General features: G+C 37.9%; 14 protein-coding genes. 6 read left to right on the top strand and 8 right to left on the bottom strand.

Annotation, left to right across the window (positions count from 1 at the left end; translation table 11 throughout):
- Positions 1-22: 22 nt before the first annotated feature.
- The gene (locus tag UCH001_RS12620) at positions 23-868 is read left to right on the top strand and encodes a biotin synthase (RefSeq protein WP_067178348.1); all 846 of its coding nucleotides are present in this window, start codon (positions 23-25) and stop codon (positions 866-868) included.
- A gap of 141 nt (positions 869-1,009) precedes the next feature.
- Entirely contained in the window at positions 1,010-2,296 is a 1,287-nt protein-coding gene (locus UCH001_RS12625) for a citrate synthase (RefSeq protein WP_067178349.1), read from the top strand.
- 44 nt (positions 2,297-2,340) lie between these two features.
- Here UCH001_RS12625 and UCH001_RS12630 read toward each other — a convergent pair whose 3' ends face one another.
- The 4 genes from UCH001_RS12630 to recA are packed head-to-tail and all read right to left on the bottom strand — an operon-like array spanning position 2,341 to position 5,651.
- The gene (locus UCH001_RS12630; RefSeq protein ID WP_067178350.1) at positions 2,341-3,063 is read right to left on the bottom strand and encodes an AMIN domain-containing protein; all 723 of its coding nucleotides are present in this window, start codon (positions 3,061-3,063) and stop codon (positions 2,341-2,343) included.
- Between the two features lie 13 nt (positions 3,064-3,076).
- Positions 3,077-3,349, bottom strand: a complete 273-nt coding sequence (locus tag UCH001_RS12635) for a septum formation initiator (RefSeq protein ID WP_067178351.1) — start codon at positions 3,347-3,349, stop codon at positions 3,077-3,079.
- A complete protein-coding gene (gene eno / locus UCH001_RS12640) occupies positions 3,346-4,617 on the bottom strand; it encodes a phosphopyruvate hydratase (RefSeq protein ID WP_067178352.1) in 1,272 nt (423 codons plus the stop codon). The genes UCH001_RS12635 and eno overlap by 4 nt, the downstream gene beginning before the upstream one ends.
- Complete coding sequence (gene recA / locus UCH001_RS12645; protein ID WP_173636843.1) at positions 4,614-5,651, bottom strand: recombinase RecA; 1,038 nt, start codon at positions 5,649-5,651, stop codon at positions 4,614-4,616. Before recA ends, eno begins: the two co-directional genes overlap by 4 nt.
- A gap of 157 nt (positions 5,652-5,808) precedes the next feature.
- Here recA and UCH001_RS12650 point away from each other — a divergent pair, with 157 nt between their 5' ends.
- The 3 genes from UCH001_RS12650 to UCH001_RS12660 are packed head-to-tail and all read left to right on the top strand — an operon-like array spanning position 5,809 to position 7,724.
- On the top strand, positions 5,809-6,672 hold the full coding sequence (locus UCH001_RS12650) for a menaquinone biosynthesis family protein (RefSeq protein WP_067178354.1): 864 nt from the start codon (positions 5,809-5,811) through the stop codon (positions 6,670-6,672).
- A gap of 11 nt (positions 6,673-6,683) precedes the next feature.
- On the top strand, positions 6,684-6,950 hold the full coding sequence (gene fliQ / locus UCH001_RS12655) for a flagellar biosynthesis protein FliQ (RefSeq protein ID WP_067178355.1): 267 nt from the start codon (positions 6,684-6,686) through the stop codon (positions 6,948-6,950).
- A complete protein-coding gene (locus tag UCH001_RS12660; protein ID WP_067178356.1) occupies positions 6,951-7,724 on the top strand; it encodes a UDP-N-acetylmuramate dehydrogenase in 774 nt (257 codons plus the stop codon).
- A 22-nt stretch (positions 7,725-7,746) separates the two neighbouring features.
- Here UCH001_RS12660 and tsaD read toward each other — a convergent pair whose 3' ends face one another.
- The 4 genes from tsaD to UCH001_RS12680 are packed head-to-tail and all read right to left on the bottom strand — an operon-like array spanning position 7,747 to position 13,028.
- Positions 7,747-8,748, bottom strand: coding sequence for a tRNA (adenosine(37)-N6)-threonylcarbamoyltransferase complex transferase subunit TsaD (gene tsaD, locus UCH001_RS12665; RefSeq protein WP_067178357.1), 1,002 nt, complete (start codon positions 8,746-8,748; stop codon positions 7,747-7,749).
- On the bottom strand, positions 8,749-9,495 hold the full coding sequence (locus UCH001_RS12670) for a M15 family metallopeptidase (RefSeq protein ID WP_067178358.1): 747 nt from the start codon (positions 9,493-9,495) through the stop codon (positions 8,749-8,751).
- A 30-nt stretch (positions 9,496-9,525) separates the two neighbouring features.
- Positions 9,526-12,411: a cache domain-containing protein gene (locus UCH001_RS12675; protein WP_067178359.1), complete on the bottom strand. Its 2,886-nt coding sequence runs from the start codon at positions 12,409-12,411 to the stop codon at positions 9,526-9,528.
- A gap of 23 nt (positions 12,412-12,434) precedes the next feature.
- Positions 12,435-13,028, bottom strand: a complete 594-nt coding sequence (locus UCH001_RS12680) for an FmdE family protein (protein WP_067178360.1) — start codon at positions 13,026-13,028, stop codon at positions 12,435-12,437.
- Between the two features lie 115 nt (positions 13,029-13,143).
- On the opposite strand from UCH001_RS12680, the gene UCH001_RS12685 reads away from it, so the two are divergent.
- Positions 13,144-13,749: a bifunctional 2-polyprenyl-6-hydroxyphenol methylase/3-demethylubiquinol 3-O-methyltransferase UbiG gene (locus UCH001_RS12685; protein ID WP_067178361.1), complete on the top strand. Its 606-nt coding sequence runs from the start codon at positions 13,144-13,146 to the stop codon at positions 13,747-13,749.
- The last annotated feature ends 2 nt before the right edge of the window (positions 13,750-13,751 follow it).

Genomic DNA, 13,751 nt, shown 5'->3' on the forward strand with positions numbered 1-13,751 from the left:
TGATAATAAGGAATACTAAACAATGAAAAAATCAATTTTTTTATGTGCCATTTCAAATATTTCTAGCGGAAGCTGTGCGGAGGACTGTGGATTTTGTACGCAAAGTGCTCGTCATCACGCGGATATTGAACGTTATAAATACAAACCTGTTGAGCAAATCGTTTTCGAGGCTAAAAATGCTTCTAACAATGGTGCTATTGGTTTCTGTCTTGTCACCTCTGGTCTTGGACTAGATGATAAAAAACTCTCTTTTGTCTGTGAAGCAGCGCGTGCTATTAAAGCGGAACTTCCTGATCTTAATTTGATTGCATGTAATGGTATAGCAACTGTTCAACAGCTCAAAACCCTCAAAGATGCAGGAGTTAACTCTTACAATCATAATCTAGAAAGTTCCAAAAACTTTTATGACAAAATTTGTACAACCCATTCATGGGAAAGCCGTTATCAAACCTGTTTAAATGCTAAAGAAGCAGGACTTTCCTTGTGTAGTGGCGGTATTTTTGGTTTGGGTGAAAGCAAAGAAGAGCGAACGTCTTTTATACAAAGTGTCAAATCCCTCTCTCCAGATACCATGCCTCTTAATTTTTTCATTCAAAATCCCGCATTACCTATCAAAGCTACACCTTTAAGTGAAGAAGAAGCATTGGCAATCATTACTGAAGTAAGAGAAGCTTTGCCAAATACGCGCCTTATGGTTGCGGGTGGACGAGAGACAACATTTAAAAGCGAAGATTGCGATATTTTCGCTGCAGGTGCTGATGCTATCGTCATTGGTGACTACCTAACAACAAAAGGCAAACTCCCAGAGAGCGATCTGAAAATGATTGAACGTCTGGGCTATGAGATTGCCACAACCTGTCATGCGTAGCAGATTTACTGCTACGCCCTACCTAAAAGTTTCAAACTAACTTTTTTAATATTCTTCTCTCTAATATAATAATGCTTACAATTTATTAAGCGTGCAAAACAAAATTTGATATAATATTTTATTATTTTATAAAGGATGCGTATGAGTAAAGAGTCTGTTACCCTGATTGACAATCGTACGGGCAAAGAATATGAGTTTCCGATCCTCAAATCAACATTAGGACCTGATGTTGTAGATATTTCAACATTTTATGGCAATACAGGAATGTTTACATTAGATAGAGGCTTTACGTCTACGGCAAGTTGTAGATCACGTATCACGTATATTGACGGTGATATCGGTAAATTGATGTACCGCGGTTATGACATAGCTTATTTAGCAACCAAAAAATCATTTCTAGATACTGCTTTTTTACTTTTACATAAAGAACTTCCAACGAAAGAAGAGTATAAAAACTTTTTACTCGAACTCAAAAAGCGTTCATTTATTCATGAGAGTATGAGAAAACTTTTTGATGCTTTCCCAGATAATGCTCATCCAATGGCGATTTTATCTGCTGCTGTTTCTGCACTTTCTGCATTTTATTTCGATCACCTTGATATGGACTCTCCTGAAGAAGCTAAAGAGATGGCTCATCGCATTATCGCTAAGATTCCAACCATTGCTGCTTTCTCATACCGTTACTCTCAAGGTCTACCTATTATCTATCCTGATTTAGATAAAGGCTTTACAGAGAATTTCTTATATATGATTAGAGGCTATCCTCATCACCATATTGACCTCAAGCCTATTGAAGTTAAAGCTCTCGATACCATCTTTACTCTTCATGCGGACCATGAACAAAATGCTTCTACAACGTCTGTTCGCGTTGTTGCTTCTACACACGCGCACCCTTATGCAGCAATTTCTGCAGGTATTGGTGCACTTTGGGGTAGAGCACATGGTGGTGCGAATGAGTCAGTGATTCGTCAATTGGAACTTATTGGAAGTGTTGATAATGTTGATAAATACATTGCAAAAGCAAAAGATCCAAATGATCCATTTAGATTGATGGGATTTGGTCACAGAGTGTATAAAAACTTTGATCCACGTGCGACCATTTTGAAAAACCTTCAAAAACAGCTTGTAACTGAACTTTCTATCGATACTGAACTTATGGCTGTAGCACATCGTATTGAAGAGATTGCACTCAATGATGAATACTTTATCAAACGTAAACTCTATCCAAATATCGATTTCTATTCAGGACTTATTCTTCAAGCATTGAAAATTCCAAAAGAGATGTTTGCGGTTATTTTCGTAATTGGTAGAACACCAGGTTGGATTGCTCAATGGATTGAGCTTAAAGAACAACCTGATATGAAGATTGCTCGCCCTCGCCAACACTATCTTGGACCATTAGAGCGAACACCAAAATACGATATATAAAACAATTTACATGTAAGGTTTTTCCTTACATGTAACCTTCTTTACTACTTCAGTTTAACGATATATCCACCATTAAAAGCTTGTATATCATATCGATAATGCCCATCAAGCAAAATTGCTATACGATAAAATCCATCATGATTTCCTAATGTTGCAGAAACAAAAGGTGCTTTTTTAAATTCAAGTGTTTTTGTCCCATAGGCACTTGCTTTTCTAAAATCAACAACAACCTTATAAGGATCAGCAATCAGAAAATCTCGCAGTTTAATATCTTTTGTAAAAATTGTAATTTCATTTTGATTGATAAAGAATGAGAGATCCTCTGTTAATTTAAAAGTACTATCTGCATCGCTTTTGATACTGTTTTTAGTCACAACAGGTTTTTCATCTTCTTCTTTGATTATTGGAGTAGGAGGTGCTTTTTTTTCAACAACTTTTTTTGTTTCTGGAGTTATAGTTGGTGTAGCAGTAACATTTTGTGTTTTTTGACTACTTAAAACAAGGGGTAAATGCCAGTCAACATTCTGTTCAATTGCTACAATTTCTTCACTAATAGAACCGTCTAAATTTTGAAAAGTAACAGAAGCACTTTTTAAAATACGTGCACTGCTAGGAAGAGTTATAGTCGTATTTGTAAAATCAATACGTTCATCTTTAATTTGTGTAGTTTGGCCAACAGTTTGAGGAGACATGCCTGTCTCAAAAGGATTTTCTCTCGCTTCTAGTATCACTGCAAGAGATAGAAAAAGCCAAAGAATCTTCTGCATCTGCTCTCCTTAATTATCGATCGGGGTCCAATTGTCGTAATTCAAAATACTCTTTTTGTAGTACAGCATTCTCGTCTTTAAGACTTTTGATTTTTGCAGTTAAAGTATCTTTATCGGCTTGAAGATTTAAAAGCACGTCGAGTGAGCTTTTTCCAAATAAAACATCTCCTATATACAAACCAAATCCAACCACTAAAGCTACTAACGATAAAATTTTAAGGTAAAAGAGAGCGGATCGTCCACTCTCTTCGGCTTCATCGTCAAATTCGTCTAAAACGTCACTCATTTAGTAAAGAGTTGTTTTCCTATGTACTCACCAAACTCAAGCTCTTTATCGATCTCGAGTAAGCGATTGTATTTTGCAGTTCTCTCACCTCTTGCAGTGGCACCTGTTTTGATTTCACCAGTATTGAGCGCTACAGCAAAATCAGCAATAAATGCATCTTCACTTTCGCCGCTTCTGTGGCTCATAACACATTTGTAGTTATTGCGTTGTGCAAGACGAACTGTTTGCATTGTCTCTGTTACGGTACCAATTTGGTTTGGCTTAATTAAAATGGCATTACCAATACCTTTTGCGATACCTTCTGCCAAAATTTTCTTATTGGTAACAAAAAGATCATCACCAACAAGTTGTACTTTGCCACCTAATTTTTCAGTTAGCAGTTTCCAACCATCCCAATCATCTTCACTTAAACCATCTTCAATAGAAACGATAGGATATTTTGCACAAAGATTCTCATAGTATGCAACAAGCTCTGCACTGCTTAGTGTTCTACCTTCAGATTCGAGTTTATAACCACCCTCACATACAAGCTCACTACTTGCAACATCAAGAGCAATGGCAATATCAACACCTGGTTTGTAACCTGCTTTCTCAATTGCTTGCATGATAACTTTAATTGGTTCTTCATTGTCTTTTAGATTTGGAGCAAAACCACCTTCATCACCAAGTGCTGTACTCTCACCCATACCAGCGATGATTTTTTTTAGCTGATGATAAACTTCAACACATGAACGTAGCGCTTCATCAAAATTTTCAAAGTTAAGAGGCATAATCATATATTCTTGAAAGTCAACACTGTTATTCGCATGGCTTCCACCATTGATAATATTGAACATTGGTGTTGGGAGTGTCATTGCATTAGAACCACCCAAATAACGATATAAAGGAACACCTAAATTAAGAGCTGCTGCACGAGCTACTGCCATAGAAACACCAAGGACTGCATTTGCGCCTAAACGACCATAGTTTTCGGTACCATCTAATTTTTTCATCGCTTCATCAATTGCTGCTTGGTTGAAAGGGTTAAGTCCAATCAATTCATCTGAAATTTCTGTGTTAACATTTTCACATGCTTTAAGAACACCTTTTCCCATATAGCGACTATCTGCATCTCTTAATTCTAACGCTTCACGTTTTCCTGTACTTGCACCACTTGGAACAATTGCACTTGCTACTGTGCCATCACTAAGGGTTACTTTTGCACGTACGGTTGGATTGCCGCGACTATCTAATACTTCGTCCGCTGCAATATCTTCAATATAAATCATTCATCGTCCTTTATATCATCAGCGCCACATGCCATAACCATCGCATTGCCGCCGATTGCTTGTTTTATTTTATCTTCAATTTCTAACGCTAACTCTTTATTTTCTTTCAAAAATGCTTTCACATTCTCTCTACCTTGACCCAGTTTTGTCTCATTGTAACTAAACCAAGCGCCACTTTTGTCAATTATGTCGAGCTTTACGCCATAATCAACCATCTCGCCCTCTTTAGAAATTCCTTCGCCGAACATAATATCAAACTCTGCTTGACGAAATGGAGGTGCCACTTTATTTTTAATCACTTTTGCTTTAACTCTGTTACCAATCTGCTCTTCACCTTGTTTTAGTGTAGCGATTTTACGGACATCAATACGTACAGAGGCATAGAATTTCAATGCATTTCCACCTGTTGTAGTTTCAGGTGAACCATATCCCATCGTACCAATTTTCATACGAATTTGATTAATAAAAATAACGGTCGTATTCATTTTATGAACGACTGCTGTCAGTTTTCTAAGTGCTTGACTCATGAGTCTTGCTTGAACACCCATATGAGAATCACCCATATCACCTTCAATTTCACTTTTTGGTGTTAAAGCCGCAACGGAGTCAACAACGATAACATCAACTGCGCCACTGCGTGCAAGTGTCTCTACGATGTCTAATGCTTGCTCACCAAAATCAGGTTGAGATACTAAAAGATTTTCAATGTCTACACCTAAATTTCCAGCATATTTGACATCAAGTGCATGTTCAGCATCGACAAATGCGCAGATACTACCTTTGGATTGTGCTTCTGCAATAATTTGAAGTGATAATGTCGTCTTACCTGAACTTTCCGGTCCATAAATTTCGATAATACGACCTTGTGGGATACCACCAATTCCAAGCGCAAGATCAAGTCCGATAGAACCTGTACTAATCGATGCGATAGGTTCAACAACCTTGTCGCCAAGTCTTACCAGAGCACCTTTTCCAAACGCCTTATCAATCTGTTTGATTGCAAGTTCAAGTGCTTTTTTCTTATTTTCATCGATTTGCATGTGACCCCTCATTTCATAGTGTTATTATTTTACCATTTCGAGCTTGAAAAAGCCCTTTGAAGCAATTCTATACGATTTCAAAAAAAGAAGTTCAAAATATTTCAATATGTAATATGTTAGAATAATCTCATCACTTTTGTAAGGACTTTTTTTGAAGACAATTAGCGTAGCGCATTCACCCGATGCCGATGATATTTTTATGTATTATGCCATTAAATTTGGCTGGGTAAGTACGCATGGGCTGAGTTTTGAAAATGTCGCTCTTGACATTGAAACGCTCAATGTGGATGCACTTAAAGGCATTTATGACATAACCGCTATTAGCTTTGCGCTCTATCCAAAAATTCGTAATGACTATGCACTTTTGCGTACTGCTGTCAGTTTTGGAGAGGGTTATGGACCTAAACTTGTTAAGAAAAAAGAGACTAAACTCAAACGTAATTTTAAAGTAGCACTGAGCGGTACACATACCACAAATGCATTGCTTTTTAAAATTGCTTATCCCGAAGCGCGCATTATCTATAAGAACTTTTTAGAGATCGAACAAGCGGTTTTAGAGGGTGAAGTTGATGCGGGCGTTTTGATTCATGAAAGTATTCTCAATTTTAGCGATGAATTGGTTGTAGAACGCGAAATTTGGGATGTCTGGAAAGAGTTATGCAAAGAAGATCTTCCTTTACCACTTGGGGGAATGGCATTGCGCCGTTCTATGCCTATTTTAAGGGCTATTGCCTGTGAAGATGCCCTCATCCAAGCCGTTGATGTCGCCCACACGCATCAAGGACTTTTATCGAAAATGTTGCTAGAGAGAAATCTTGTTCGTGTAGATCAAGCAACACTGAAAAAATACCTTGGTCTTTACGCAAATGAACACTCTATCGAGATGAATGATCTACAATACAAAGCCATTGACACACTCTTTGAAATTGGCTATAAACACGGTTTTTACGATCAACACATTCATGCGCATGATTATCTTATTCCTAAAGAATATGAAGCATTACGTAACAGTTAGGAAGGCATTTTATGGAAGCTAAACTCATCGGTCTTGGTGTCGAAACATTCAAAATAGCGCTCTTACTCTCTATGCCTATGCTCCTCTCAGGCCTTGTAGCGGGTCTTGCGATTAGTATTTTCCAAGCAGTTACGCAAATTAACGAATCAACACTGAGTTTCGTACCTAAGATTCTGGTGACCATCGTCGTTGCTATCTTCACAATGCCATGGATGATGAATATGATGATAGAATTTACGACACGTATGCTGGAACTTATTCCTTCATTTGTTTTTTAAATGACAAAATCCATTAATTTTTCAACTTTTTCAAGCATTAAAATTGGTCCGATAAAAGACGTTTTATTGCTTGATTCTCTTATGCCACTCCCAGAGGGATATACCCTTATTGGTGGAGCCAACAATCTTTTAATGAGCCCTAATCCTCCGCCTCTTGCTATGCTGGATAAATGCTTTGATTTCATTAGGCTTGAAGAAAATGTTTTGCATATTGGGGGAGCAACGCCCAGCGGGAAAATACTCTCTTTTGCTAAAAAGCATGACCTTGCAGGCTTTGAGCTCATGCAAAAACTTCCAGGAACGCTCGGTGGTATGGTTGCGATGAATGCAGGGCTTAAAGAGTGGGAAATTTTCAACAATCTTCTTGCAATCCGTACAGAAAAAGGATGGATTACAAAAGATAACATTGAACATGGATACCGCTTCGCTAAAATAGATGGTGTCGTCTATGAGGCAACGTTTGCGAGCAAGAATGGTTTTGATGAGAATTTGCTTCTTATGTTTAAAAAAATGCGCGATAATCAACCAAAAGAGCCTAGTGCTGGGAGCTGTTTCAAAAACCCCATAGGGCATTTTGCGGGTAAGCTCATCGAAGAGGCAGGCTTTAAAGGCAGGTGTGTTGGCAATATGATGTTTAGCACTGTTCACGCCAATTTCTTAGTCAATCTTGGAGGCGGAACGTATGAAGAAGCCATGGAGCTTATTACTGCGGTCAAAGAAGAAGTGCTAAAACGTTTTGCAGTCAAACTCGAAGAAGAGATTATTATTCTTTAAATGTAACACCCCAATTTGAATACTAATAAAAAATATCTTTTGATGAACTACGCACTTTCAAGTCTGCGATATCAACAAATATCCCCTTTTGATACGCTTCTACAGCACATCGTCCTATCATAGCAGCATTATCGGAGCAAAATTCCATCTTAGCAGTATAAAGCTTTGCTTTTTTGGAGTTACAGAAAGCTTCCAGTTCACCTCGTAAGTAAAGGTTTGCACTCGCACCACCCACAACACCAAAGTGTTCGACTTTACGCTCTTTATAGGCTTTTTTTATTTTTTGCATTAAGTGTGCAACAGCAACACGTTGAAACGAAGCACAGATATCGCACAGTGTTTGCTCATCTAAATTTTCATGCGATTCGATGCAGAGTCTCACTTGATTTTTAAGTCCTGAGTAGCTAAAAGCTAACATTGAAGAAGAAGTTCCTTGCAAAGGAATCGTAAAATCAAAGCGTTTTGCATCGCCTCTTTTAGCATAATTTTCGATAATAGCCCCTGCAGGGTAAGGAAGCCCTAGCATTTTTCCTACTTTGTCAAAACTCTCACCAAAGCTGTCATCCATCGTGGTTGCCAGAAGTTGAATTTCTTCTAAAGTCTTAACATGCAACAGCTGTGTATGTCCTCCTGAGACCAGTAAAACATCCATTGGAAAACGTATTTCTTCTTCGATAAAGAGTGAGCAAATATGCCCTTTGAGGTGATTGATACCTAACAGTGGAAGACCCAGTGAAACACTAAGCGCCTTTGCCATGCTCACACCCTCAACTAACGTCACAGAAAGACCCGGTTCATTCGTCACGGCTATCGCTTTAAGCTCACTAAAATAAGACTTTGTCTCTTCAAGTATTTTGGGAAGCGTTACGGCATGCAGACGTGCGGCTAATTCGGGAACGACACCACCGTATTTTGCATGTTCTTCATCTTGTGAAATTTTTTTATGAAAAAGAAGCTTTTTATCATCTATGCGAGTAATAGCTATCGAGCTATCATCACAACTACTTTCGATACTTAAGATCATTTATACTATCTTTACGTGCCAAGGTTCAAATCTGACACCATCTCCATTACCTATGGTATAGCGCATGGACACATACGAGAGCTTTTGCAAATTCCAAAACTCTTCTGTACGTGCAAAATTTGCTGTGAAGTTTTGATGTCCCCACCCTTTTTTGCCCACATCAAAATCTCCCACAGAGTGGTAAGAGTACGCAGGTGGAACCAATGAGCGTGATGCGACGGTAATATTGCCGTTTTCGCTTTTGATTTTTTCAAGGTGAAGGCTTAGTTGTTTCATTGTGCTTCTCACTCCTGAAGTGAGTATCAGCGTTTTGCCAATATCTTTCATAAGGCGTTCAAGAAGCTCTTGAGAATGACCACGGTACACATAATGTCCTGAGCCTTCTATTTTGATCACATCTTTTTCATTAATAGTATCTGTCAGATTTTCAATTGTACGTTTTCCATAAAAACCATAAATGACAGGGTCTGTATAAAAAACTTCTTCAATATACGCAATTTCAGCAGGGGTAAATGCGCCAATTTTAGGAAAACTTTTGGCGATTTTTAGCGTTTCATCAAAAGAGATAAGATTAAAGTTTGCATACCCAACCGTACGCTCAACCATCTCAAGTTTTTTGATCACGGATTCAAATACACCTTTTTGGTCATCTCTCAACCAAATATCGGGATGCTTTAACTCATCTGCTTGCGCTAAACTTCCAACCAGTGTCGCGCCCATTAATCCTAAAAAATCTCTTCGTATCATCTTCGCCCTATCTGAACATTTTCAGTGTGATTATAACATGTGCTCTTGATTTTTCAAGAGAAGCTCTACATCTTGCGCAGGGATGGGTTTACTAAAGAGATACCCTTGCATCAATTCACATCCACTGCTGTAAATAAACTCTTTTTGTCCTGCAGTTTCCACTCCCTCTGCAAGGACTTTAAGTCCAAGTCCGCGACCTAATTCAATGATAGTACGAGCAATCGCACGATCTTCCCTGCTCTCTTCTAAATTTTGAACAAAACTCTGATCGATTTTAAGCTTCGTAATCGGAAGTTGTTTGAGGTATGCTAACGACGAATGTCCTGTTCCAAAATCATCAATCGAGATATCAACACCCAGTTCACGGAAGCGCTTTAAGAGTGCAATTGATTTTGTGGTATCTTTCATAATAAACCGTTCAACAATTTCCATCTCAATCCACTCAGGCTTACAGCCACTTTCTCGTAAACTCTGAATCATAAATGCGACTAAACTTGTTGATTCTAGTTGTTTTCCTGCGATATTAATGGCTATTTTCCCAGGATTAAGTCCCATGTCATACCATTTTTTTATTTGACACATCACTTCTCTAATAACCCAGTTACCGATCTCGACAATGAGTTCACTCTCTTCTGCAATATGAATAAAATACCCAGGAGCAGTAAGCCCACGTGTTGGGTGATTCCAACGTATCAACGCTTCAAAACCCACAATTTTTTCACTTTGAAGATTGATTTGAGGCTGGTAAAAAATCACAAATTCATCGTTAGCAAGAGCTTTGTGCAAGCTTTTTTCTACTTCAAGATGTTCATTGGTTTCTTGGTTCATCTCTTGATCAAAAAAGACATAGCGGTTACGCCCTTTTGATTTAGCTTTATACATGGCAATATCTGCATTTTTAAGCAGCTTACTTGCCGTTTCGCCATCATTCGGATAAACACTCACACCAATACTCATGGTGATCTTAAAGCTCTCATTTCCTAGTAAAAATGGCTCTTGAAATGCTGCAACCAATTTTTTAATGGCTATGAAAATATCACTGGCATCTTTACAGCCATCTAAAAGGACAATGAACTCATCGCCACTAAGGCGTGCTACCGTATCGGTCTCACGTACACTACCTCGCATACGAGCAGCAATGGTTTTTAAGAGCATATCACCCGCATCATGGCCTAATGAATCGTTCACACTTTTAAATTTATCGACATCCACAAACATGACACCCAATACTTTGCCATCTCTGCTGGCTTTTTTGATGGCTTGTGTAAGTCTGTCTTGCAAAAGGTTACGATTAGGAAGTCCAGTGAGTGTGTCATGTTCAATCTGATGCATTAAAAGTTTTTTCTGTTTTTTATTCTCTTCTTCGAGCTCTTTACGAATGGTAATATCACGAACGGAACAGTGTTGAATGATACCTTTATCCATACGAATCGTGGTCATCATAATACTAATCCAAAAGAGTGTTCCATCACAGGCACGTGCATGCCACTCAAATTTATGCACACCTTGCTGGGAAGCGAGCGCATTCATCCACAGTGCTTTTTCATAAGAACTTTGGTCATCAGGTTGAAATTCTGGAGAGAGATCCGCAAGTGTCACATTGGTAAGTGCCTGTTTATCTTTTGCCTTAAACATTTTCACAATGGCTTCATTACAATCAACAAAAACACCCTCTTTCAGGAGCCAAATACCATCAGCTGATTTTTGGTAGAGTGTTTCAAACACCATCTTTTGTTCACGAATTTGTTTATTACTGAGTAACAAATGGTTTTCATAGCGTGATAAAACAGAGCGTAATTTTGTCGAGATAAAAAACATAATTCCCATGACTAAAAGCATAATGATAAGCGAAACTGCAAGCATATTGATAATAGTCGATTGCATTTTACTTTTTAACATCTGTTCTTGCTCAAGCAATGCATTATTCTCTTCAAATAAATACGCACCAGTACCAATAACCCATTCAAATTGTGTGATAGGGCGGATAAAGGAGATCTTACTGCGATCTTGAGCAGTAGGATGAAAAGAAGCAACATAGCTCATAAAAAAGCCTTCAGGGTTGCGCTTGCCTCCTTCAACAATATCCTTAATAATATATTGTCCGTTAGTTACAACATCCAGTCTGTTTTTACCAACCAAAGAGTGATCGCCATGTGAAATCGTATTACCGGCATAATCATAGGCAAAGATATAGCCATATTCGCCATATTTTGTGTTAAGTAAAAGTTTTTGTGTCTCTTTTTTGATACGATCACGGATTTCATCTTCATAACGTCCACTACCAACATAAATATTTAAAGGCTCAAAGCGCTTTAAATAACCTATTTTTTTACGTGAAGCAGTATCTTTAGGATTTTTCCAATCCCATATTAACGAAAATGCATCTTCTGTTTTAAAACGTTCAATAGCATTGTGAATAAAATTTTTCGCATTTTCATCGTGAAGGTTTAAAAGGTTGTGTCCTTCTAGCTCTTTATTCGCCCCGTGCATAACACAGATACCTTGAAAATCAAAAATATAATAATAACCACTTAAGTCATTAAAAAAACGTGTATCGCGAAGTTTGGTTTTGATTTTTTCCAGTATTTTTTCACGAGGGAGATTAGGATTTTCCGTATAAATATCGTTGATGATTTGATACGCCAAATTAACGATATTTTTGATCTCGTCTTTCGCCTCATTCATCAAAAACTTTTCGTTTTCATCGATATACTCTATGAGCTTATCAACGCGCTCTTGAGCCTGAGCCTTAGAGCGCTTGACATAGGCTATACGTGTATTTTCAAGGGATTTTTGATACTCAGCACGTTCTGCTGAAATAATAATAGTCAGCGTAATGGAGAAGGTAAGCAGAATGGCAAATGCAGGCAAAAAAACAATCCATTTTGTAATATTTTGTTTTTTTAAGCTCAGCAATACTCACTCCAGCTAAATTGGGTTTATTTTATAGTTATAACTTTATCGAAATTTTCTAAAATTTTGGCTACCCTTGCTTGCCATAACGTACCAAATGCTACTTTTTCTTCCTGACTGAGTACTCCCGTAAGAATCTTCTTCATAAGTGGTTGCATCATAGGATCAATTTCAATTGAATTAGGATTATAAGCAATATCCACATACGCTTGTGTATCGATACGTATCATTCTGACAGCTAAAGGAATATCTGCATGAAATGTCATCAAATCTTTGCGTACATACTTTCCTCCAAGTCCTTTAAATCCCCAATTTTCAGTCGCTCCAGTAATAAGTGAAAATGCATTGGCAATCACACCCGTTGTTCCTTCGTCTTGATTCTCTTTGAACAACACTTTTATCGATCCTCGCTCAGGCACGCTATTTGGATAAAGCGCTTTAAGCCCTTCACGTATCATCAAATACGCCCCTGCCATAGTAGGACAACTGTGCCCTGCACTTTTGACAACATCCAGATAACTAAAAGTGATTTTCCCGTCATCAAATGCGCCTAAAACATCAGAAAGCGGGTCATAGAGCGTAACAGACTCAATTGTGTCAAAAAAAGTAGGATAGTTCATTTTTGCTCCTTAGTGTTTATTGCACAATTTTAGTACAATTTTAAAAGCAAATCATTGATTTAATTTGTGTTACAATTCATAGAGAAAGAATAGACGTCTAATAAAAAGGTGCATGATGCAAGCATTTTGGAATGCTAAATTTTACACAAAAGATTTCATCTACGGAGAAGCGCCTAACAATTTTGTCAAAGAGAATATTGAACTTCTTGTAAACACAAAAAAAGTGATGTGTTTAGGCGAAGGTGAAGGGCGAAATGCGATTTATTTAGCTGACAAAGGAATGGAAGTTGAAGCCTTAGATATTTCCGATGTCGCACTTAAAAAACTCCGCAGACGTGCCAAAGAGAGTTATCTTTTTATCAAGACACGTCATACGCTTTTTGAATACTGGCAACCAGACACGCACTACGATGCTGTAGTATGTACGTACCTACATCTTCCTAAACACAATCAAAAAATGCTCTTTGAAAAAGCGCTAATGGCACTGAACACCAATGGTTATTTTATTGCAGAACTCTTTAGCGAAAGTCAAATTCATTTCAGTAGTGGAGGTCCTAAAAATATTGCGCTGTTGTATGATCTTAATGATATTCTGGACATCGTAAAAACACTTCCATGCAAGATTATTAAGCTAGCACAAGAAGTTATTGTACTCAATGAGGGTGATAAACATGTAGGACGTGCGAGCGTCATTCGCATTATTTTACAAAAACTGGCGTAACA

This window comes from Sulfurospirillum sp. UCH001, assembly GCF_001548035.1.
In the GTDB taxonomy this organism is placed as follows: domain Bacteria; phylum Campylobacterota; class Campylobacteria; order Campylobacterales; family Sulfurospirillaceae; genus Sulfurospirillum.

Coding starts and splice junctions, on each gene's coding strand:
- UCH001_RS12685 (WP_067178361.1), top strand. CDS start 13,144: ATGCAAGCATTTTGGAATGCTAAATTTTACACAAAAGATTTCATCTAC.
- UCH001_RS12680 (WP_067178360.1), bottom strand. CDS start 13,028: ATGAACTATCCTACTTTTTTTGACACAATTGAGTCTGTTACGCTCTAT.
- UCH001_RS12635 (WP_067178351.1), bottom strand. CDS start 3,349: ATGAGTGACGTTTTAGACGAATTTGACGATGAAGCCGAAGAGAGTGGA.
- UCH001_RS12625 (WP_067178349.1), top strand. CDS start 1,010: ATGAGTAAAGAGTCTGTTACCCTGATTGACAATCGTACGGGCAAAGAA.
- UCH001_RS12660 (WP_067178356.1), top strand. CDS start 6,951: ATGACAAAATCCATTAATTTTTCAACTTTTTCAAGCATTAAAATTGGT.
- tsaD (WP_067178357.1), bottom strand. CDS start 8,748: ATGATCTTAAGTATCGAAAGTAGTTGTGATGATAGCTCGATAGCTATT.
- UCH001_RS12670 (WP_067178358.1), bottom strand. CDS start 9,495: ATGATACGAAGAGATTTTTTAGGATTAATGGGCGCGACACTGGTTGGA.
- UCH001_RS12630 (WP_067178350.1), bottom strand. CDS start 3,063: ATGCAGAAGATTCTTTGGCTTTTTCTATCTCTTGCAGTGATACTAGAA.
- fliQ (WP_067178355.1), top strand. CDS start 6,684: ATGGAAGCTAAACTCATCGGTCTTGGTGTCGAAACATTCAAAATAGCG.
- eno (WP_067178352.1), bottom strand. CDS start 4,617: ATGATTTATATTGAAGATATTGCAGCGGACGAAGTATTAGATAGTCGC.
- UCH001_RS12620 (WP_067178348.1), top strand. CDS start 23: ATGAAAAAATCAATTTTTTTATGTGCCATTTCAAATATTTCTAGCGGA.